At 66.0% G+C, this 22,010-nt stretch carries 16 protein-coding genes; 7 read left to right on the top strand and 9 right to left on the bottom strand.

What is annotated here, in order from left to right; genetic code table 11:
- The first annotated feature begins 15 nt into the window (after window positions 1-15).
- Window positions 16-1,371, top strand: coding sequence for a 30S ribosomal protein S12 methylthiotransferase RimO (gene rimO / locus P9875_RS18510; protein ID WP_176389289.1), 1,356 nt, complete (start codon window positions 16-18; stop codon window positions 1,369-1,371).
- Between the two features lie 189 nt (window positions 1,372-1,560).
- A complete protein-coding gene (locus P9875_RS18505) occupies window positions 1,561-2,727 on the top strand; it encodes a cystathionine beta-lyase (protein ID WP_278316217.1) in 1,167 nt (388 codons plus the stop codon).
- Window positions 2,728-2,766: 39 nt separating this feature from the next.
- Here the strand turns inward: P9875_RS18505 and P9875_RS18500 are convergent, their stop codons facing one another.
- On the bottom strand, window positions 2,767-3,129 hold the full coding sequence (locus P9875_RS18500) for a DUF4870 family protein (protein ID WP_099403110.1): 363 nt from the start codon (window positions 3,127-3,129) through the stop codon (window positions 2,767-2,769).
- A gap of 86 nt (window positions 3,130-3,215) precedes the next feature.
- Here P9875_RS18500 and P9875_RS18495 point away from each other — a divergent pair, with 86 nt between their 5' ends.
- On the top strand, window positions 3,216-5,105 hold the full coding sequence (locus tag P9875_RS18495) for a serine hydrolase domain-containing protein (RefSeq protein ID WP_278316216.1): 1,890 nt from the start codon (window positions 3,216-3,218) through the stop codon (window positions 5,103-5,105).
- Between the two features lie 7 nt (window positions 5,106-5,112).
- On the opposite strand, the gene P9875_RS18490 is transcribed toward P9875_RS18495, so the two are convergent.
- The 7 genes from P9875_RS18490 to P9875_RS18460 all read right to left on the bottom strand — a co-directional run bounded on the left by P9875_RS18490 (window position 5,113) and on the right by P9875_RS18460 (window position 13,319).
- Complete coding sequence (locus P9875_RS18490) at window positions 5,113-5,370, bottom strand: hypothetical protein (protein ID WP_278316215.1); 258 nt, start codon at window positions 5,368-5,370, stop codon at window positions 5,113-5,115.
- Window positions 5,367-6,227, bottom strand: coding sequence for a DUF692 domain-containing protein (locus P9875_RS18485; RefSeq protein WP_278316214.1), 861 nt, complete (start codon window positions 6,225-6,227; stop codon window positions 5,367-5,369). Before P9875_RS18485 ends, P9875_RS18490 begins: the two co-directional genes overlap by 4 nt.
- The gene (locus P9875_RS18480; protein WP_278316213.1) at window positions 6,211-7,122 is read right to left on the bottom strand and encodes a TIGR04222 domain-containing membrane protein; all 912 of its coding nucleotides are present in this window, start codon (window positions 7,120-7,122) and stop codon (window positions 6,211-6,213) included. The genes P9875_RS18485 and P9875_RS18480 overlap by 17 nt, the downstream gene beginning before the upstream one ends.
- Window positions 7,119-7,847, bottom strand: a complete 729-nt coding sequence (locus P9875_RS18475) for a nucleotidyltransferase domain-containing protein (protein WP_278316212.1) — start codon at window positions 7,845-7,847, stop codon at window positions 7,119-7,121. The genes P9875_RS18480 and P9875_RS18475 overlap by 4 nt, the downstream gene beginning before the upstream one ends.
- 98 nt (window positions 7,848-7,945) lie before the next feature.
- The gene (serB, locus tag P9875_RS18470) at window positions 7,946-8,788 is read right to left on the bottom strand and encodes a phosphoserine phosphatase SerB (RefSeq protein ID WP_278318847.1); all 843 of its coding nucleotides are present in this window, start codon (window positions 8,786-8,788) and stop codon (window positions 7,946-7,948) included.
- A 55-nt stretch (window positions 8,789-8,843) separates the two neighbouring features.
- A complete protein-coding gene (gene mfd, locus P9875_RS18465; RefSeq protein WP_278316211.1) occupies window positions 8,844-12,287 on the bottom strand; it encodes a transcription-repair coupling factor in 3,444 nt (1,147 codons plus the stop codon).
- A gap of 87 nt (window positions 12,288-12,374) precedes the next feature.
- Window positions 12,375-13,319 carry a 5'-nucleotidase gene (locus P9875_RS18460; protein ID WP_278316210.1) on the bottom strand — a complete coding sequence of 315 codons (945 nt, stop codon included), beginning with the start codon at window positions 13,317-13,319 and terminating at the stop codon, window positions 12,375-12,377.
- A gap of 340 nt (window positions 13,320-13,659) precedes the next feature.
- Here P9875_RS18460 and P9875_RS18455 point away from each other — a divergent pair, with 340 nt between their 5' ends.
- From P9875_RS18455 to P9875_RS18440, 4 genes are all read left to right on the top strand, one after another.
- The gene (locus P9875_RS18455) at window positions 13,660-15,429 is read left to right on the top strand and encodes a methyl-accepting chemotaxis protein (RefSeq protein ID WP_278316209.1); all 1,770 of its coding nucleotides are present in this window, start codon (window positions 13,660-13,662) and stop codon (window positions 15,427-15,429) included.
- A gap of 332 nt (window positions 15,430-15,761) precedes the next feature.
- Window positions 15,762-17,357, top strand: coding sequence for a methyl-accepting chemotaxis protein (locus P9875_RS18450; RefSeq protein ID WP_278316208.1), 1,596 nt, complete (start codon window positions 15,762-15,764; stop codon window positions 17,355-17,357).
- Window positions 17,357-18,256: a putative bifunctional diguanylate cyclase/phosphodiesterase gene (locus P9875_RS18445; protein WP_278316207.1), complete on the top strand. Its 900-nt coding sequence runs from the start codon at window positions 17,357-17,359 to the stop codon at window positions 18,254-18,256. The genes P9875_RS18450 and P9875_RS18445 overlap by 1 nt, the downstream gene beginning before the upstream one ends.
- A gap of 51 nt (window positions 18,257-18,307) precedes the next feature.
- The gene (locus P9875_RS18440) at window positions 18,308-21,085 is read left to right on the top strand and encodes an ATP-binding protein (protein WP_278316206.1); all 2,778 of its coding nucleotides are present in this window, start codon (window positions 18,308-18,310) and stop codon (window positions 21,083-21,085) included.
- A 3-nt stretch (window positions 21,086-21,088) separates the two neighbouring features.
- Here the strand turns inward: P9875_RS18440 and P9875_RS18435 are convergent, their stop codons facing one another.
- Window positions 21,089-22,009, bottom strand: coding sequence for a lipase secretion chaperone (locus P9875_RS18435; protein WP_278316205.1), 921 nt, complete (start codon window positions 22,007-22,009; stop codon window positions 21,089-21,091).
- Window position 22,010 lies beyond the last annotated feature (1 nt).

Genomic DNA, 22,010 nt, shown 5'->3' with positions numbered 1-22,010 from the left:
GAGGCCATGCTGGCCATGCCAGGTGCGGCGCCGAAAGTGGGCTTTGTCTCGCTCGGCTGCCCGAAAGCGCTGGTCGACTCCGAACAAATCCTGACCCAACTGCGCGCCGAAGGCTACGAAACGGCGAAATCCTACGCTGGCGCCGATCTGGTGATCGTCAATACCTGCGGTTTTATCGATGCTGCCGTGCAAGAGTCGCTCGACGCCATCGGCGAAGCGCTGGCTGAAAACGGTAAAGTCATCGTGACCGGTTGCCTGGGCGCCAAGAAAGATGCTGCCGGCGACGACATCATCATGAAGGTGCACCCGAAAGTGCTGTCCGTCACGGGTCCGCACGCGCTGGCCGAAGTGATGGATTCCGTCCATTTCCACCTGCCGAAGCCGCATGCGCCGTTCCTCGACCTGGTGCCGCCGCAAGGCGTCAAGCTGACGCCGAAGCACTATGCCTACCTGAAAATTTCCGAAGGCTGCAACCACCGCTGCAGCTTCTGCATCATCCCATCGATGCGCGGCGACCTCGTCTCGCGTCCGATCGGTGAACTGATGATCGAAGCGGAAAACCTGTTCAAGGCCGGCGTCAAGGAATTGCTGGTCATTTCGCAAGATACCTCCGCATATGGCGTGGACGTGAAATTCCGCTCCGGCTTCTGGAATGGCCGTCCCGTGAAAACCCACATGACGCAGCTGACGGAAGCGCTGGGCGAACTGGCCAAGTCTTACGGCGCCTGGGTGCGCTTGCACTATGTGTATCCGTACCCGCACGTGGACCAGATCATCCCGATGATGAGCGGCGGCCACATCCTGCCATACCTCGACATTCCGATGCAGCACGCGCACCCGGATGTACTCAAGCGCATGAAGCGTCCGGCCAGCGGCGAGAAAAACCTGGACCGCATCCAGGCCTGGCGCGCCATCAACCCGGACCTGACCATCCGCTCGACCTTCATCGCCGGTTTCCCTGGCGAAACGGAAGCGGAATTCGAGTATTTGCTCGACTTCCTCAAGGAAGCGCAGATCGACCGTCTGGGCTGCTTCGCCTATTCGCCCGTCGAAGGCGCGACGGCCAACGAAATCGCCAATCCCGTGCCGGAAGAGCTGCGCGAAGAGCGCCGCGGCCGCGTCATGCTGCTGCAGGAAGAAATTTCCAAGAAACGCCTGCAAGCCAAGGTCGGCAAGACTGTGCGCGTGCTGATCGATGAAGTCACCCGCTCCGGCGGCGTGGGCCGCTCGTCCGCCGACGCGCCGGAAATCGATGGCGTCGTGTATGTGAAACCGCCATTCGAGCCGCACCGCAAGCTGGCGGTGGGGCAATTCGTTGACGTGACCATCACGTCCGCGGATGCGCATGACTTGTGGGGCGCCGCCGAGTAAAAAACGTCCATGCCGGCGTTGCGCTGCCTTGCCGTACAGTAAGGTACTGTCTTCGGCAGCGCGCCGTGGCCTGAACGTTTTTTATGCAGGTGTAACACTCTGTCATGTGTACGGCGTACAGGGCGTAAAGCCCTTACAATCAAGGCGGATCAGCAATTGCTGATCCGCCTTTTTTTATTTCCCGACGCCATGACCCAGACCAAATCTCCGCAAACCGCGCTGATCCACAGCGATTACCAGGCGCCGCAAGGCTTTGCCGCGTTTCCCAACGCCATTCATCACGCATCGACCGTGCTGTTCAAGGACGTGGCGGCCATGCGCTCGGGCGACTGGAAAGAGAAGAACGCCTACACCTATGGCTTGCACGGCACACCCACCACCTTCACCCTGGAAGCGCGGCTGGCCGAGATCGAAGGGGGCAAGTACTGCCTGCTGGCGCCGTCTGGCCTGGCGGCCATCGCCATGGCGGACTTTGCCCTGCTGAAAACGGGCGATGACGTTTTGTTACCGGAAAATATCTACAACCCGAACCGCGAACTGGGGCGTTGGCTGGCGCAAGATTTCGGCATCACGGCCCGCTATTACGATCCGCTCATCGGCGCCGGCATCGCCGCCCTGATCCAGCCCAACACCAAACTGATCTGGACGGAAGCACCGGGTTCCGTGACGATGGAAGTGCCGGATTTGCCCGCCATCTGCGCGGTCGCCCATGCGCGCGGCGTGCTGGTGGCTTTGGATAACACCTGGTCGGCCGGCCTGGCCTTGCGCGGTTTCGACCTGGGCGTGGACATCATCATGCAGGCGCTGACGAAATACCAGTCGGGCGGCTCCGACGTGCTGATGGGCGCACTGATCACGCGCGAGCGGGCGCTGCACGAGCGCCTGGCGCAGGCGCACATGCGTCTGGGCATGGGCGTGGGGGCGGACGACGCCTACCTGGTGCTGCGCGGCTTGCCCACCATGAAGCTGCGCTTCGACGCCCACGATGCGGGCGCGCGCACGGTGGCCGCCTGGCTCAAGGGGAGAAGCGAGATTGCCACGGTGCTGCATCCGGCTTTCGACGATTGCCCCGGCCACGCCATCTGGCAGCGCGATTTCACGGGCGCGGGCGGCCTGTTTTCCGTGCTGTTCGATGCCAGCTACACGGAGGCGCAGACGGACCGCTTCGTCGATGCCTTGCAATTGTTCAAGATTGGTTACAGCTGGGGCGGCGCGAACAGCCTGGTGATGCCGTACCGCATCGCTGCCATGCGCAAGGGCTGGCAGTTGCCGGGCCAGCTCGTGCGCCTGAATGTGGGACTGGAAGCACCGCAGGATTTGATCGCCGATATCGAACGGGCGTTCGCGGCGATGTAGCGGTGTGCGGGCAAGCACGGTGGCTTGCCCGCACAGCCGTTACATGGGGACGGGGCTGTTGTTGTTCAGGTCGATGAAGCCGCGCAGCAGGCGGTACGCCTTCCACAGCCAGGCCACGCCCCACACGAGGAAGGCCAGCGGAATGCCGATCAGCGTGATCCACAGGATGGCGCCGACGACGATCCAGGCCAGATACCACCAGAAGGAACGGATCATCCAGCTGTGATGGCTGTACACGAAGGTTCCGGCCGCCTCGCCCCGCTTCACATAATTGATGATGAGCGGAATGAAGGAAAACGCGCCCAGCGAAAACACAAAGCTGGCGCCATGTATCAGGTACAACCACCAGGCCAGGTTCTTGGTCTGCTGGAGTTGGGTATCCAAAATAATATCTTGTGACATGAAAGCTCCCGTCGTTGCTCAATTTTTAATTGTAACAAGCAAAGCGGGGCAGGAGCGCAGTCCATGCAAAAAGGCAGAATACATTGTTGAAACGAGATCGCTATCGCGCCCTGGCCGCGCGCGCCAGGTCATGGCTGCGCCAGGCTTTGCCGGCCTTGCTGCTGTGCGCCACCGCAGCCCACACCGCCGCCGCTCCCCTGGACGCGGAGTTCGCCGCCGGCTTGAAGGACGAGGGCCTGACGGGCGCCGTCTGGAGTGAAGTCTTGCCTGACGGAACAGTCAAAGTCGGTGCGTCCGGCCTGCGCGATGCCGCCAGGCACATGCCCATGCAGGCGGATACGCGCGTACAAGTGGGCTCCGTGGGCAAGGTGGCGCTGGCGCTGGGCGTCTTGCGCCTGGTCAGCGAAGACAAGCTCACGCTCGACACGCCCTTGCAGCAAGTGTTGCCGGAACTGGCGCTGAAAAACCCGTGGCAGGCCAGCGACCCCGTGCGCATCCGCCACCTGCTGGCGCATACATCCGGCCTCGATAACGTGCGCTTCTGGCAGGCGTTCAGCCTGAACCCGGCGCCGGATGCACCGCTGGCTGCCGCCTTTGACGGCGACCGCAATCTGCTGCGCGTGCGCGCGCGTCCCGGCAGCCGCTATGCGTATTCGAACATGGGCTATGGCTTGCTGGGCATGGTGATCGAGAAGGTCGCGGGCCAGCCGTATGAACGCTACCTCGATGCGCAGCTGCTGCTGCCGCTGGGCATGGCGGACAGCACGTTTGCCTATGTTACGCAAATGAGTACGCAAATGAGCACGCAGGCGGGAGCGCATGCGGACCCGCGCCTGGCCATGGGCCACTTCGAGCATGGCGTGGCGCAGCCGGCCGTGGCGCAATACCTGCGTCCGGCCGCGCAATTTACCACCACGGCGGCCGACATGGCCAAGCTGGCGCAATTCCTGATGGGCGACGGCAAGCTGCAGGGCAAGCGCTTCATCGACCTGGCGCTGATGGGGGCCTTGTCCGAACCGGCCGACACGGATGCGGCGCAGGCGGGCCTGGCCACGGGCCACGGCCTGGCGCTGGCCGTGCGCGACCGCCACAACGTGGTGGGCGCCTGCCATCCTGGCACGGCCGTGGGTTTCCGCGCCATGCTGTGCCTCTATCCGGAGCAGGACAGCGCCTTCTTCGTCGCTTTCAATACGGATGCGGAGCAAGCCGACTATGAACGCTTCAACCGCCTGCTGCTGCGCGACCTGGAACTGCCGCTGCGCGCGCCGGCCCCGCGCGGCACGCCCGCGCCCACGGTGGAAAACTGGCAGGGCGTGTATGTGCCTTCGCCCAGTCCCATGGCCAGCATGGCCTGGGTCGACGCCGTCTTCGGTTTTACGCGCCTGAAATGGGATGGTGAATCGCTGTTCCTGATCCCATTCCAGGGCGAGCCAAAGGAACTGGAACCGGTGGGTGGCCTGCTGTTCCGCGCCAGCGACCGCAGCACGCCGTCGCACGTGCTGATGCAGGAGGATGGCAAGCATGTGCTCAGCGACGGCTTGCGCAGCTACGAGCGCGCGTCGATGTTGCGCATGCTGGTGCTGTGGGGCAGCCTGGCGCTGGGCGTTGCCGGCTTGCTGTACGTGCTGGTGGTGGGCGTGTGGCGCGCCGCGCTGCGCAGCCTGGAGCGGGGCGACCATCTGTTCGCGCCTTTGCTGGCTATGCTGGCGCTGCTCTTGCCGCTGCCGTTCTTCTATTTCCAGTCCTATCTGCGCCTGGGCGACGTCACCATCGCCAGCGTGCTGCTGGCGCTGGCGACGGGCGCGCTGCCGCTGGCGACGGCGTTCGGCCTGGCGCGCTGCTGGCGCAGCCGCGGCACGGCGGCCGAGGCGGGTTCGTGGGCGAAATGGGATTGGGTCGCCTTGCTGGCGGCCTTGCAACTGCTGCTGGTGCTGGCCTGGTGGGGACTGCTGCCGCTGCGCGTGTGGCAGCTGTAGCGGGCGCTCAGCGCCAGGCTTGCAGCAGCCGGCGCCACCACGGTTGCGCCGGCCTGGCCTTGCTGCCGTGCGCGGACCGCTTGGCGCGATAACTGGCCGCCGCCATCTGCAGGCCGACGCGGTCCATCGCCGCCATCGCCTCCGCTTCCTCTGGCGACAAGCCATGCTGCAAAGCGTGCGCACGGGGATCGAGCAGGAAGGCGGCACGCAGGGCGTCGTCCATGTACAGCTTTGCCAGGTAGGTTTCCAGTGCGGGGGAACTCATGTGTTTCGCCCTGCGCGCAAGGCCGCGCGCGCCAGCTCCAGCTGGCCCAGCACATGCTCGAACGACGGGTAATTGCCGTCGCGTTCGACGATCACCGTCAACGGTTGCGGCGCCTGGCGCGCCAGCACCGTCAATAAAGCGAAGACTTCGGGTGGCACGTCGTGCAGGTGGTCGTCCAGCAGGCGCTGGCCGCCGCCCGGCGCGTCTATCCAGTGGCCGCCGCTCAGGTGCACGGCGCCGACCCTGTCCAGCGGCAGGCGCAGCAGCAGTTCCTGCGGCGATTCGCCGGCATTGACGGCATTCGCATACAGGTTGTGCAGGTCGAGCAGCAGCGGCACTTGCGCGCCGTGGATAATTTGCGCCACCCACTCGGCTTCGTCCAGGGTGCTGGCGGGCGGCTGGAGCAGGGTGGCGATGTTTTCCATCAGCGGCGCGCAGCCGACGATGCGCGTGGCCAGTGCGATATTGGCGATCGCCCCGGCGACGCTGCGTGGTGTGCGCGGCGGCGCTGCCAGGTGGCCGATTTCCACGCCGCCGGCGCGCACGAAACTCAGGTGCTCGGACCACGATTCGGCCTGCACTTCTTTCATCAGGCGCGCCATCGCATGCAGGCGGCGCGGGTCGGCGGGAATCGTCGAGGCCAGCCCCATGCCCACGCCATGCAGGCTGACCGGCACCTGGCGCGCCAGGCTGCACAGGGCCGCGATGCCGGTACGCGAGGCGCGGTAATAATCGTCGGCGATCACTTCCAGCACGTCGATCCGCGCCAGGTTGGACACGATGCCGGCAGCCAGTTCGCCGCGCCAGCCCAGGCCGACGCGGTCGCGCGTGGCGCCCTGGCTAGCTGCCACAGCCACCGCCGCATCCACCGCAGCCGCTGCCGCAGGACGAACCGCCGCCGTCGCCGCCCGATGAGGAATCGCCCGAGTCGCTCGACGTCGAACTGCCGCCCTGCTGCGGCCGGGGCACCGGGTACAGCTCGGCGACGTAGGCATACACGGACAAGGGCAGGGCGCCGAGGCCGAAGATGGCCGCCAGCAGGGCCATGTCGGCGCTGCTGCTGCCTGCGTTCAGGCGCGACGAGCGCATGTTCAGACGGCCAAACAGCATGCGCAGGTCGGTCAGCAGCCGCTGCGCGCTCCAGCTGGTCGCCTGGGTGCGCAAGCCGCGCAGCATCAGGAGAAAAATCACCAGCAGGACCGCCAGGAACAGCAGGTTGTAATGCTGGCGGCTGATGGCGATGACGGCCTTGACGGCGGCCACCGTCAGCAGCAGCCAGTGCGCGGCCCAGGTGATGCGTTCGCGCCGGCGCAGCAGCGGCGGGCCGACCAGCAATTCCTGCTGCGTCAAGGTCTCCTGGTAGGCGCGGCATGACGGCAGCATCTCGGCCTGCACGGCCAGTTCCTTGCTGTGACCCTGGCGGCCCAGGTACAGCCGCAGCACGTCGCGTTCGATGTCATGGCGGGCAAAGCGCAGGCTGTCGGCGCTGGCCGTCTCCAGCAGCGGGCCATCGGCGCGCAGCAAGCCGCGGTCGACCAGCACGATGGCGGCGATTTTCACGGCTTCAAGCGCACCGCCGCGCAGGTAGGCGATGCGGTAGGGATCATCGGCCAGCGACAGCTGGGCGTGCGGATTGCGCAATTCCATGCGTATGAGCAGCTCGCGCGCGAGGTAGTACACGAGCACGCCGAAGATCAGATAGGCCAGCAGGAACCAGGGTCCGCTCCAGTCAAAGGGATTGAGGCCGTTCACCGCATCTGCTCCGCGTGCTCGCGCAAGTGTCCGGTAATCGTCATCAAGCCCGTAAAGGCGGGCAGGGCCTGCCCCGGCGGCAGGCGCGCCGTTTCGCGCGCCGCCGACATGGCTTGCAAGGCGGCGTGCAGGGCCGGCTCGCCCAGCTGGTCGACAAACGCTTCGAGCGCCTGCTTGCCGGACAGCGCAGGCTTGCCCTCGAGCTGCGCCAGCGAGGCTGCGGCCGCGCGCAGGGGGCCGGCCGCGTCGGCGATGGCGCCGGCCAGCTGTTCTTCATTCAGGCTCAATAGCATATACCGTTCGCGCATGCGCACCTGCTGGTTCAGCAGCACTTGCCGCAGCCGGCGCAGCACGGCGTCGCGGCTGGTGTGCAGGCTGGCGAAAGGGTCGACGCCATGCAGCACCCTGTGGCGCGCGATGATGTCGGCGAACTTGACGGCGAAGGCGTCGGCGGCCTGCGTCAATTCACTCTCGAGCAGGAACATCACCTGCAGATCGATGGCGGCATGCGCCAGGCGCAAGGGTCCGCGCAGCGCATCGGCCGCCTGCGGCGTAAAGCGCTTGAGCAGCAACAGCAGGTTGACGTCGGAAGTGGCGCGCACCTGGCCATCGGCGGCCGAGCCAAACAGCACGGCGGCGGCAAGGTCGTCACCAAAGGCGCTTTGCCCGGCGGCGACAAACACATCCAGGTGGCGTTGTATCTCTTCTGGCAGCGGTAGCGGCATGCGGTGTACTTTCACGGTGGGTTGGCGGAATGATCATAAGTTTGCAATATAGCAAAAATATGCATCCCTGCGCGCACCGTCCGCCAGAGAGCATCAACTCAGGTCAATACATTGAGCAAGCCATCGAGTCCCACGAAGTTCAGCGCCACGTCGGCCTGCGAGCGCACCACGGGTTTGGCGCGGAAGGCCACGGACAGGCCGGCGATGCCCATCATCTTCAAGTCGTTCGCGCCGTCGCCCATGACGATGGCTTCGGATGGGGAAATGCCCATCTCCTTGCACACGCGCTCCACCGTGCGCTGCTTTTCCTCGGCGTCGACGATACCGCCTAACACTTTGCCCGTCAGCTTGCCGTCGACGATTTCCAGTGCGTTCGCATGCGTGTAGTCGAGGCCCAGGCGTTCCTTCAGGCGCTCGGTGAAGAAGGTAAAGCCGCCCGATACCAGCAGGGTTTTCAGGCCGGCTTTTTGCACGGCCGCCAGCATGGTTTCCGCGCCCGGCGACAGTTTCAAACGCTCGTCGTAGACGCGCTGCAGGGCCGACGCATCGAGGCCTTCGAGCAGGGCCACGCGCTGTTTCAGGCTGGCCGCGAAATCGAGTTCGCCGCGCATGGCCGCTTCCGTGATGGCCGCCACCTGCGGTTTGAGACCCTGCATGTCGGCGATTTCATCGATGCACTCGATGGTGATCAGGGTCGAATCCATGTCCATCGCCACGAGCTTGAATTCGGCCAGTTCGCGCTGCCCCATCATGTAGGTGGCGTCCAGCTGCGCCGCCTGGGCCGCCACTTCGATGGTGGGGCGCAGCGCGGGCGAGTAGGCGATCTGTTCGCAGCGCACGGCGTTCGGGCCCAGGCGCGTGATGGAGGTCGGCGCGGCCAGCGCGGCGATGCGTTCGAGGCGTGCGCTATCGCCGTCCAGACCCTGCAGGATCAGATTCATGGTGATGCTCTTGGTATTGGTCATGGGGCAGTCCTGCATTAAGTATCGAAATGGTCTACACCGTCAATTGCTTGATGGTGGTCTTGATCTGTGTCACGCGCGCGGCCAGGTCCGGCATGGCGGCCGTGATTTTCAGTTTGTCCTGGCCATGCAGCTTGATATGGCGGTTTTTCTGGATCAGGTCGATGATGCGCATCGGGTCGATCGGCGGCTTGGCCATGAATTGCAGGGTGGCCGCCTCGCCATGCACGTCGATCTTGACGATGCCCACGGTTTTCGCCGCGATGCGCAGCCGGTGCGTTTCGACCAGGGCCTTGACGGCGTCGGGCAGCTTGCCGAAACGGTCGATCAGCTCTTCCTGGATATCGTCGATCTTCTCTTGCGTGGCGCAGTTGGCCAGGCGCTTGTAGATCGACAGGCGCTCGTGCACGTCGCCGCAGAAGTCGGCCGGCAGCAGGGCCGGCACGTGCAGGTTGATCTCGGTGGTCGAGGCCAGCGGCGCGGCCAGGTCCGGCTCCTTGCCGGCTTTCAGCGAGCGCACGGCTTCGTTGAGCATGTCCGAATACAGCTGGAAGCCGATTTCCGTCATCTCTCCCGACTGGCTCTCGCCCAGCACCTCGCCGGCGCCGCGGATTTCCAGGTCGTGCATGGCCAGGTAAAAGCCGCTGCCCAGTTCTTCCATCTGCTGGATGGCGTCCAGGCGGCGCTGCGCGAGTTTCGTGAGACCTTGCACGTCGTGCACCAGCAGGTAGGCGTAGGCCTGGTGATGCGAGCGTCCGACCCGGCCGCGCAGCTGGTGCAGCTGCGCCAGGCCGAACTTGTCGGCGCGGTGCATGATGATGGTGTTCGCCGTCGGCACGTCGATGCCCGTTTCAATGATGGTCGTGCACAGCAAAATATTAAAGCGCTGGGCGACGAAGTCGCGCATGACCTTTTCCAGGTCGCGCTCGTGCATCTGGCCGTGCGCCACGGCGATGCGCGCCTCGGGCAGCAGTTCCGTCAGCATGGCCAGGCGGTTCTGGATGGTTTCCACCTCGTTGTGCAGGAAGTAGATCTGGCCGCCGCGTTTGAGTTCGCGCAAGCACGCTTCGCGGATGATGGCTTCGCCTTCGCTGCGCACGAACGTCTTGATGGCCAGGCGCTTTTGCGGCGCCGTGGCGATGATGGAAAAGTCGCGCAAGCCTTCCAGGGCCATGCCCAGGGTGCGCGGGATCGGCGTGGCCGTCAGGGTCAGCACGTCCACTTCCGCGCGCAGCGCTTTCAGCGCTTCCTTCTGGCGCACGCCGAACCTGTGTTCCTCGTCGATGATGACGAGGCCCAGGCGCGTAAACTTCACGTCGTCGGACAGCAGCTTGTGCGTGCCGATGACGATGTCGATGGTGCCGTCGGCCATGCCCTTGAACGCCTGCGTGATTTCCTTGCCGCTGCGGAAGCGCGACAGTTCTGCGATGCGTACGGGCCAGTCGGCGAAGCGGTCGGCGAAGGTTTGCGCATGCTGCTCGGCCAGCAGGGTGGTGGGCGCCAGGATGGCCACCTGCTTGCCGCCCATGACGGCGATGAAGGCCGCGCGCAAGGCCACTTCCGTCTTGCCGAAGCCGACGTCGCCGCAGACGAGGCGGTCCATCGGTTTGCCGGAAGTCATGTCCTTGATGACGTTGTGGATGGCTTCGGCCTGGTCCGGCGTTTCGTCGAAGCCGAAGCTGTCGGCGAAGCGCTGGTAGTCGTGCGACGAGAATTCGAACGAGTGGCCTTGGCGCAGCGCGCGGCGTGCATACAGGTTGAGCAGCTCGGCGGCCGTGTCGCGCACTTGTTCGGCCGCGCGCTTTTTCGCTTTTTCCCACTGTCCCGAGCCGAGCGAATGCAGCGGCGCGTCTTCCGGCGACGCGCCCGAATAGCGGGAAATGACGTGCAGCTGCGACACGGGCACGTACAGTTTCGTGTCCTTCGCGTATTCGAGGTGCAAGAACTCCGTTTCGCCTTCGCCCAGGTCCATGCTGGTCAGGCCCATGTAGCGCCCGATGCCGTGGTTGATGTGCACAACGGGGTCGCCGATTTTCAGCTCCGACAGGTCGCGCACCATCGACTCGACCTGCGTCACGCCTTCCTGTTTCCTGCTGCCGACCCGGCGGCCGGAACCGGCATACAGCTCCGTCTCGGTGATGAAGGATAAATTCCCGTCCGGCGTGAACAATTCAAAGCCCGCGTGCAGCGGCGCCACGCCCAGCATCAGCTTGGCGTCGGATTGCAGGAAGCCATCGCTGCCTTCGACGGGCGTCAGGTGCAGATCGTATTCGGTGAAGTACTGCTGCAAGGTTTCGCGGCGGCCGTTCGATTCGGCGCAGATCATCACGCGGCGACCCGCTTGCAGCAGGTAGCTGCGCAGGTTGGCCAGCGGATCGTCGGCGCGGCGGTTGACGGCGATGTTCGGCACGGGCGCCGACAGTTCGGACGCCAGCGCATCGTTCGACTTCGCGATCGCCAGGCGCGGATACGGCTTGGCCAGGCCGAAGAACTGCTCGTCGGACAGGAACAGCGATTCGGGCGGCAAAATCGGCCGTTCGCGGTCCGCCTTTAAAAAGCGGTAGCGCGACTGGGTATCGGTCCAGAAGCGGCCGATGGCCGCATCGATCTCGCCCACCAGGGCCAGCGAGGCGTCGGGCGGCAGGTAGTCGAACAAGGTGGCCGTTTGTTCAAAAAACAGGGGCAGATAATATTCGATGCCGGCCGAGGCGATGCCGCTGCTGATGTCCTTGTAGACCACCGAGCGCGATGGATCGCCCTCGAACTGCTCGCGCCAGCGGTTGCGGAAGGTGGTGCGCGCCGCTTCATCCATGGGAAACTCGCGCCCCGGCAACAGCCGCACTTCATGCACGGGATACAGCGAGCGCTGGGTGTCGGCATCGAACGTGCGGATGGTTTCGATGGTGTCGCCGAACAGGTCAAGCCGGTAGGGCAGGGCCGAACCCATGGGGAACAGGTCGAGCAGGCCGCCGCGCACCGAGTATTCGCCGGGCGACATCACTTGCGAGACGTGGCTGTAGCCGGCCAGGGTCAGCTGCGACTTCAGGCGCGCTTCGTCGAGTTTTTCGCCCTTCTTGAAGAAGAAGGTGTAGGCGGCCAAAAAGGACGGCGGCGCCAGGCGCACCAGCGCCGTGGTGGCCGGCACGATCAGCACGTCGCACTGGCGCGTCTGGATTTCGTGCAGGGTGGCCAGGCGCTCGGAGACCAGATCCTGGTGCGGCGAAAACGCGTCGTAGGGCAGGGTTTCCCAGTCCGGCAGCAAATGGCAGCGCAATTCCTTGCCGCAAAACCACGGGATTTCATCGAGCAGGCGCTGGCCGTCGCTGGCCTGCGCCACCACCACGGCCAGCATCTGGCCCCGCGCTTTCAATTCCAGTGCGGCCAGCGCCAGGGCATAGGCGTCGGATGAACCATACAGGGCGGGCAGCGCATAGCGGTTGCCGGGCTTGGGGAGGGCTTTTGTTAAGTCTAAGGACATGCAGGCGATGACACTAGTGGCAGAGGCAGTTGAATGGGACAGCTGTGGTGCGCGCAGCGCCGCCAGTGACGGCGCTGACAGGCGAGATTATAGACCATCACCCGCGCGCATATTCGCGATACCGAAAGGAACATGCACCATGGGGATGGTCCCGCCTGCCGATTTGAGGTGGCTCAGCTGGTCGTCGAAGAAGATATGCGGCTTGAACACGGCCAGCACGCGCGATTTGTCCATGCCGCCCAGGAAAAACGTTTCGTCGGCCGCCACGCCCCAGCTTTTCAGGGTCGTCACGACCCGCTCGTGCGAAGGCGCGTTGCGCGCCGTGATGATGGCGATGCGCAGGATCTTCTTATAGCCGGGGTCGCGCCGCTGGGCCCTTTCCTCCAGGCGCTGCATGGTGGCCAGCTTCTGGAATAGGCCGGCCAGCGGTCCCGGGCGGTGCGGCGTGCCCACGTTCAGGGTTTCATGGGCGTGGAATTCATCGACGTCGTTGTTGCGCTTGAAGACAGTTTCCGCTTCGTCGTCGGCGATCACGCCGTCGAAATCGAAGGCCACGCGCAGTTCTTCGTCATTCTCGTCGTCTTCCGTGCGCGACGGCAGCACCAGGCCGGCCGGATAGTCGCAGGCCAGGGCGCTGCGCACGTCGTCTTCATTCGCGCTGAGGAAGAGCGAGGCGTTGAAGGCCGGCAGGTAGGGGTAGGGCGACTTGCCCGTCATGAAGGCGGCGCGCGAAATGTCCAGGCCGTAGTGGGCGATGCTGTGCATCACGCGCAAGCCCGTTTCCGGCGAATTGCGCGAAAACAGCACCACTTCCACGGGCGACTGGCGCGGATAATGCTTGTTGATGTTCAGGAAGCGGCGGATGAAGGGAAAGGCCACGCCGCGCGGCAAGACCGTGTCGATGTGCGTTTCCTGGTATTTGCGGTATTCCTCGGGACCGTTGTCGAGGTAGACCTGGTGCGATTCGGCCAGGTCGAACAGGGCGCTGGAAGCGACCCCGATCACCAGTTTGTGTTCGATAGGATAAGCCATGGTCTGCCTGTTGTTTGCTTGTTGCTCATCTTATACGACTATCAACTGCGTAGCCAATAGTGGCGCAGCGCGATTTTTTGCACCAAAGCGGGGCACTCTGTCAATTTTTTTGACCGCTGTGCAATACACGCCACAGTAAAGAAATAAATCTTGTTTTGTATCAAGTATTTGACAGCCAGCGCCCCCGTTTTCCACTATGCTTCCTATTATAAAATCTCGCCAATTGTAACGAAGCGTACGCCCCATCCCCGCCACCTTTATACAAGTGTCAGCTGTTTTACTCGAACATGCCAGCCCCGCCTTCGCCAGCAGTCTTCGTGACTTTATAAAGGATCTCGCCATGTTTAAGAATTTACTGATCAAATGGAAGTTGGCGACGCTCGTTGCCGTGATGATGGCGGCCTTGCTGGTGGTGGGCATCAGCGGCTACACGGGCATCGCCACCGTGGGCCGCGCCGTCAATGAAATCGGCGTGGTGCGCCTGCCGTCGATCCAGGGCTTGATGATGATCAGCGAAGGGCAGACGGCCGTCGCCGCCGCCACCCTGACGGCCGCCATCTATGAAAACAATTACCAGGCACAGGACAAGTTCGCGGAAGCGCTGCAGCTGCGCACCAAGGCCTGGAACAATATCGAGGCAGGCCGCAAGCTGTACGAGCCGCTGCCGCAAACGCCAGAGGAAGCCGTGCTGTGGCAGCGCTTCCAGGGCGAGTGGGCGGCCTGGAAGGGGGATGACGACAAGGTGCGCGCCATCTTGCGCCAGCTGGCCGACAACCGCGACGAGCCACGGCAGAAAGAGTTGTTCGTGACTTTCTACAAACAGTACCAGGACTCGCGCGCGCTGTTCGGCAAGGCCGAAGGCACGCTCAACGAGATCATCAAGCTCAATAACGGCGTGGCCGATGCCAGCGTCAAGGACGGCAGCGCGGCCGTGATCCGCTCGGAAAGCCTGATGGTCATCCTCGGCTTGCTGGCTTCCGCACTGGGCATCGGTTGCGCCGCCTACATCACGCGCGCCATCACGCAGCCGATCAATTCGGCCGTGAAAGTGGCGCAAACGGTGGCCTCGGGCGACCTGACGAGCCAGATCGAAGTGCACACGACGGAAGAAACGGGGCAGCTGCTGCAGGCGCTGAAAGACATGAATTCCAGCCTGGTCAGCATCGTCGGCCAGGTGCGCAGCGGCACGGAAACCATCGCCACGGCCTCGTCGGAAATCGCCAGCGGCAACCTGGACCTGTCCTCGCGCACGGAAGAGCAAGCCAGTTCGCTGGAAGAGACGGCGTCGTCGATGGAAGAACTGACGTCGACCGTGCGGCAGAATGCCGACAATGCCCAGCAGGCGAACCAGCTGGCGCTGAGCGCCTCGGGCGTGGCCGTCAAGGGCGGCGCCGTGGTGGGCAAGGTGGTCGAGACCATGGACGCCATCAACGACTCGTCGCGCAAGATCGTCGACATCATTTCCGTCATCGACGGCATCGCCTTCCAGACGAATATCCTGGCCTTGAATGCGGCCGTGGAAGCGGCGCGCGCGGGCGAGCAGGGACGCGGTTTCGCCGTCGTGGCGACGGAAGTGCGCAATCTGGCGCAACGTTCGGCGGCGGCGGCGAAGGAAATCAAGACCCTGATCGGCGACTCCGTCGTGGCCGTCGACGCGGGCAGCAAGCTGGTGGCCGAGGCGGGCAGCACGATGGCCGAAATCGTCTCCAGCGTGCAGCGCGTGACGGACATCATGGCGGAAATCAGCCTGGCCACGCAGGAGCAAAGCTCGGGCATCGACCAGATCAACCAGGCCATCGGCCAGATGGACCAGGTGACCCAGCAAAACGCGGCCCTGGTGGAAGAGGCGGCCGCCGCTGCCGAATCGCTGCAGGAGCAATCGGGCCAGCTGGCCGACGTGGTCAGCGTCTTCAAGCTCGATGGCGCCCAGGCGCCTGCCGCGCGCGCGAACGCCAAGCCGGCCGCGCCGCGCGCCGCGGTGGCCAGCGCCGCGCTGAAGCGTCCGGTACCGGGACATGCTTCGCGCCCCGCCGCAGGCCGCCCGGCCTTGCACGCCGTGCCGTCCCAGCGCCAGAGCGCGCCGCGCGACGACGAGTGGGAAGTGTTCTGATCGATTGACGGCGCCAGCATGCGCTAACGGACGGCCGCCTTGCGCGGCCGTTTTTGCCTGTGCACTGCGGTTACTACTTACTAAAAAAACAGCGTTATAAAAATAGCTGTTTTGCCATCTAAGCAAATCTTTGCAAAACTTAACGCGACATTGCTTGTGAGATAACTCACACTGCCTGCCGTACCACCCTTGTTCCCGCCTCGGCCACATCCCGGCTGACCCCTCCGCCTGCTGCGTCCAGCCATACCTGGCAGGCGGCAGCCATTGCCGTCAGCCTTGCATGCGAGCCCGGCGCGATGACCGATGCACCACACTGAAGGATGCGAATAAAGATGGCAAATATGAAAATCGGCACGCGCCTGCGCTGCTCCTTTGCGTTGTTGACCTTGCTGCTGCTGGCGACCGCCATGCTGGGCATGCTGCGCCTGTCCAGCCTGGAACTGCGCATGCGCGACGTGATCGACGACAAATATCCGAAAACCGTGCTGGCCAACGACATCATCAAGAATGTCAACATCATCGCGCGCTCCTCGCGCAACCTGCTCCTGATGACGGAGCCGCAGCAGCTGGCGCAGGAACGCGCCACCATCGCCAGGGCGGGCGGCGAAACGGAAAAGGGCCTGGCGCAGCTGGACAAGGTGGTGCTGTCGCCGCAGGGCCGCCAGCAGATGGCGGCCGTGACGCAGGCGCGCGCCGCGTTCAACGCCGGGCGCGACAAGGTGCTGACCCTGCTGGAAGAGGGCGCGCGCGACGAAGCGACGACTTTGCTGCTCGGCACCGTGCGCGGCGAGCAGCTGCGCTACATGGCGGCGCTGGAAAGCCTCATCGCGCACCAGCATGAGCTGATGGAGCAGGCGGGCGCCCAGGTGCGCCACGAATACGTCACGGCGCGCAACATGATGCTGGCGCTGAGCGCGCTGGCCGTGCTCTTTTCGCTCGTCACCGCCTGGCTGGTCACGCGCAGCATCGTCGATCCGCTGCGCCATGCCCTGACGGTGGCGCAGACCGTGGCCGCCGGCGACCTGACGTCGACCTTCGGCCGCCACGCCGGCGATGAAACGGGCAAGCTGCTCGACGCGCTGTGCATCATGAACGGCAACCTGCTCGACATCGTGCAGCAGGTGCGCGGCGGCACCGACACCATCGCCACGGCGTCGTCGCAGATCGCGGCCGGCAATATCGACCTGTCGTCGCGCACCGAGGAGCAGGCCAGCTCGCTGGAACAGACGGCGTCGGCGATGGAGGAACTGAGCTCCACGGTGCAGCAGAACGCGGACAATGCCCGCCATGCCAGCGTGCTGGCCGTCGAGGCGGCGAACATCGCCGGCGCCGGCGGGCAAGCCGTGGGACAGGTCATTCACACCATGGACGCCATCAGCGCGTCCTCGGCGCAGATCGCCGACATCATCGGCGTGATCGACATGCTGGCCTTCCAGACGAATATCCTGGCCCTGAACGCGGCCGTCGAGGCGGCGCGCGCCGGCGAGCAGGGGCGCGGCTTTGCCGTCGTGGCGACGGAAGTGCGCAACCTGGCGCAGCGCAGCGCGGCGGCGGCGCGCGATATCCGCGCCCTGATCGCCAATTCCACGCAGCAGGTGGACGCCGGCGCGGCCCTTGTGGCGCAGGCCGGCGCCACGATGCAGGACGTGGTGGCGGCCGTGGGGCGCGTGAGCCAGATGGTGGCCGACATCACGGCGGCCAGCGCCGAGCAAAGCACGGGCATCGGCCAGGTCAGCCAGGCGGTGCTGCAGATGGATGAAGTGACGCAGCAGAACGCCGCCCTGGTGGAAGAGGCGGCGGCCGCGTCGCAATCGCTGGAGGGCGAGGCGGCGAAGCTGCTGCAGGTGGTCAGCGTGTTTCGCCTGCGCCAGGGGCCGGCGGTTCTGGCGGGCCGCCCTGCGTCTGCCGTGCCGCGCCTGCCGGCCTAGTGGCGCACCTGGCAAGGTTCTGGCAGGTCGCGCTGGCGCGGCTGTGCCGGGCGCCGGCGCGCAGCCGGGAGTTGCAGCGGCGTCTGGACAGCGCCATCGCCGGCGGCGAATTCTGCTTTCACTACCAGGGCAAGTTCGATACGGCGCAATTGCGTCTGGTCGGCCTCGAAGCGCTGCTACGCTGGAACCATCCGCGCCACGGCCTGGTCTATCCGAACGAATTCATCGGTCTGGCCGAGCAGACTGGCGCCATCGCCGCGCTGGGCAACTGGGGCATTGATGCGGCCTGCCGCCAGCTGGCGCAGTGGCGCGCGCAGGGCCTGCCTTTGGTGCCGGTCGCGGTGAACGTCTCGGCGCGCCAGCTATGCCAGCCGCAGTTGCCGGCGCAGTTACCCGATTTCGTGTTGAGCTGCCTGCGGCGCCACGCCATTCCCGCCTGCCTGCTGGAGCTGGAAGTGACGGAAAGCTGCTGCATCGACGATATGGCGCAGGCGGCGCAGGGATTGCGCCAGCTGCGCGCGCTGGGCCTGGCCATTTCGCTCGACGATTACGGCACCGGCCATTCGGGCTTGAGCCATGTCAGGCTGCTGCCGATTCATACCATCAAGATCGACCGTTCCTTCATCCACGACCTGGGCAGCAGTGGCAGCGGTGGCCGCGACGCCGTCATCGTCGCCTCGACCCTGGCGCTGGCGCGCGGCCTGGGCTTGCAGGCGCTGGCCGAAGGCGTGGAAAACGGTGAGCAATTGGCGCAGCTGCGGCGGCTGGGCTGCCCGCAGGTGCAGGGATTCTATTTGCACCGCCCGGCGCCCGCGGACGAGGTGGCCGCGCTGCTGTCCGCCGGCCTTGTAACAGTGCCGAAACATGGCGCCATGCGGCATGGCGCGGATGCTCAGTAGAATATGGCCACTGCAAGCCGCGTGCTTTAACACCTACTCCCCCACGCAAGAATGATAAACAGTCCCGTCCCGGCCTATGTCTTTGGCCCGTTTCGCCTTTTGCCGCTGGAGCGCCTGCTGTTCGAGGGCGACCGCGCGCTGCGCCTGGGCAGCAGGGCCATGGACTTGCTGCTGGCCCTGCTGGAGCGCGCCGGCGACATCGTCGACAAGCATGAACTGGTGGCCATCGTCTGGCCCAATGCCGTGGTCGACGACGCGACCTTGCGCGTGCATCTGGCGGCGCTGCGCAAGGCGCTCGGCGATGGCCGCGACGGCCAGCGCTACATCACCACCATCCCCGGGCGCGGCTATGGCTTCCTGGCGCCGCTGGCGCACACGGGCCGTCCGGCCTCCGGTGCGGCGGGCGCCGAGCCGCGGCACAACCTGCCCGTCATGCTGACGCGCATGCTGGGCCGCGCCGAGGTGCTGCAAACGATGGCCAACCAGCTGCTGCAATTGCGCCTGCTGTGCATTGCCGGTCCGGGCGGCATCGGCAAGACCACCCTGGCCGTCGGCCTGGCCACGCGGGTGCTGCGCCGCTATGCCGACGGCGTGTGTTTCGTCGACCTGTCGCCGCTGGACGAGGACCGCCTGGTGCCGCTGGCGCTGGCCACGGCGCTGGGCGTGGCGGTGCCGGCCGGCGACGCCATGCCAGTCCTGCTGGCCTATCTGCGCCCGCGCCACATGCTGCTCGTGCTCGATAACTGCGAACACGTGATCGGCGCGGCCGCCACGCTGGCCGACGCCTTGCTCAAGGGCGCGCCGCTGCTGCACCTGCTGGCCACCAGCCGCGAGCCGCTGCGCCTCAGCAGCGAACAGCTGCAGCGCCTGCCCGCGCTGGAATTGCCACCGGCCGACGCCGCGCCCGATGCGGCGGCGCTCCGGCATTTCGCCGCGGTGCAGCTGTTTTGCGAACGCTGCGCGGCCGTCGACGATGCCTTCGTGCTGGCTGACGCCGACGTGCCCGTGGTGGTGGACATTTGCCGGCGCCTCGACGGCATCCCGCTGGCGCTGGAGCTGGCGGCCGGGCGCATCGGCCATTTCGGCCTGCACGAATTGCGCCGCCAGCTCGATGACCGCTTTCGCCTGCTCACGCGCGGCGCGCGCAACATGCCCTTGCGCCACCAGACCTTGCGCGCCACCCTGGACTGGAGCTATGGCCTGCTCGACGCGCAAGAGCGCCAGGTGCTGCAGGCGCTGAGCGTGTTCAGGAGCCGCTTCCGCCTCGAGTCGGCCAGCGCCGTGGCCGGATGCGACGTGTTCGACACGCTGGCCGACCTGGCCGCCAAGTCCCTCGTCAGCATCGAGTTTTGCCGCCAGCATGTGTATTACCGGTTGCTCGACACCACGCGCGCGTATGCTGGCGCGCAGTTGTCGGCAGGCGGGGATGCGGGCGCCGTGCTGCTGCGCCATGCGCGCCATTGCCTGGGCCTGGCCGGACGCATCGCCGCCGACTGGGCAAGCATGCCGCCGGCCCAATGGAGCGCGCGCTACGGCCGCCATGTCGACGACCTGCGCGCCGCCATCGACTGGGCCTTCGGCGAGGAGGGCGACGTGGCGCTGGGCGTGGCACTGACCCTGGCCGCGCAAACCCTGTTCTATCAGCTGTCGCTGATGGATGAATACCGCGTGCGCGTCGAGCGGGCGCTCGAGCGCATGGCAACGCATGCCGTGGACGACCCCGACAGCGAGATGCAGCTGCATGCCTCGCAGGCGCACCTGCTGCTGCATACGCAGGGCATCACCGGCACCATGCTGCGTTCGTTCCAGCGCGGCTATGCGCTGGCCATGCGCACGGACGATGGCAGCCGCCGTGCCGAAGCGATCTGCGGCATGTGGATCTGCAGCCTGAAGCTGGCCGACTTCCAGCGCGCCGACAGTTACGTCACCGAGCTGGCCATCCTGTGCGAGGCGCGCGGCGACACGGCGATGCGCCTGGTGCTGGCGCGCATGCGTTCCGTGGGCGAGTATGTGCAGGGACGCTACGCGCAGTCGGCGGCGCTGGCGCGCATGGTGCTCGCGCATCCCGAGGGGGCCGCGCAGCTCGGCTTCAACAATGCCTTGCTGGCCGATCACCAGGTGTGCCTGCGCGGCACGCTGGCGCGCTGCCTGTGGATGCAGGGCCGCCCCGACGACGCCCTGGCGCTGGCGCGCGAGGCGGTGACGGTGGGCTTCGAGCACAATGGCGTCACGCTGTGCGTGGCGCTGGCCATCAATGCCATACCCGTCGCCCTGTGGTGCGGACAGCGGGAACTGGCGCATGCGTGGATTTGCCTGCTGTGCGAGCACGCGGCCCGCTATGGCTTGCTGTACTGGAGCGCCTGGGGCGCCGCCTACCAGCGCCTGCTCGACGGGGGCGAGGCGCTGACACAGTTCCCCTGGCCGTCGGTGCGCAGCTGGCCGATACAGGTCGATCTGATGGCCACCCTGCACGACGCGGCCGCCGATAGCCAGGCGCTGCGGCGCGCGCGCATGGGCCTGGCGCCGTGGAGCGCGCCGGAAGTGCTGCGCCGCGACGCGCACCACCGCTGGCGCGCGCTGGCGCACGACGATGCGGCCGGCCTGGAAGCGGTGCGGGTACAGCTGGAAGAGGCGCTGCAGCTGGCCAGGGGCCAGCAGGCGCCGGGCTGGGAGCTGCGCTGCGCCACCAGCCTGGCGGCCGTGCTGCAGGCGCAAGGCCGCCCCGTCGCCGCGCATGCCGTGCTGGCTCCTGTGCATGCGGCCTACCGTCAGGGACGCGACACGACGGATGTGATGGCGGCGGCGGCTTTGCTGGCGCAGCTGGCCTGAGCGCTATTCGTAGGCCCCCAGCCGGCGCTGTTCCTCCGGCGTGAAACTGGCGTCGCGCAGCTGCTGCAGTGCTGCCGCATCCTGCGCGCCGCCGGGAAGGGCGGCTTTCTGTGCTTTGAGCGCTTGATAGGCGATGATGCGCTGCTGCCACTGCGATTCCTCGCGGTCCAGTTCCGCCAGGCGCGCCGCCGCCGCCGGCGTGAACGTGCCGGCGCGCAGGCGATAGACTTCATTTTCGCCGCCGCCCTGTGCCCGCAAGGCCTTGACGGAGGCGTCCAGCTGCGCCACCTGCAGCGGCGCGTCGCGTGCGGCGCGCTGGGCCGGCGACATTTTCTGGTCCAGCGCGGCCAGTTGCGCCTGGCGCTGCGCCTCGTCGAGCGATGCGTCGCCGAGTATCGCCATGCGCGCCACGGCGTCGTCGTCATACGCGTCGCTGGCGCCGAACAGGCCCGCGCTTTCCTCGGCTGTAAAGTAATTGCCGCGCAAGGCGCGCATGGCTTGCAGGCGTGCGCGCGCCGCCAGGGCCGCATCGGCTTGCGCCGGCAAGGCCTGTTCCGCGCCGGCCAGCGCCTGCTTGTAGGCCAGGTACGCGCCAAGCAGGCGTTTCGCTTCGCGGGCGGGCACGGGCGCCAGGCGCTTGTCGAGTTCCGCCTCGATCTGGCTGCGGATGGCGGCCAGCGGCTTTTCGCCGAGGCCCGCCAGATAGTAGTCGAACAGGTGGCCCAGTTCCGCGTCGACCACCAGCTTGTCGCCGGCGGCCACCGTCACGTTGCCGTCGGGCCGCGTGCCTTCCATCGAGCGCACGAACGCGAACAGGTCCGGTTCCGCCTTTTCCGGCGGCGGGGCGGGCGCCTCGCCCGGGCGCAGCGCCAGGTACAGGGCCAGGGCCGCCAGGCTGCCGCCGAAGATCCATTTCGCGTGCATG

Source organism: Janthinobacterium rivuli, assembly GCF_029690045.1.
Lineage (GTDB): Bacteria > Pseudomonadota > Gammaproteobacteria > Burkholderiales > Burkholderiaceae_D > Janthinobacterium > Janthinobacterium rivuli.
The sequence above is the reverse complement of the archived record's forward strand: the minus strand, read 5'-3'. Positions and strand labels throughout refer to the sequence as shown.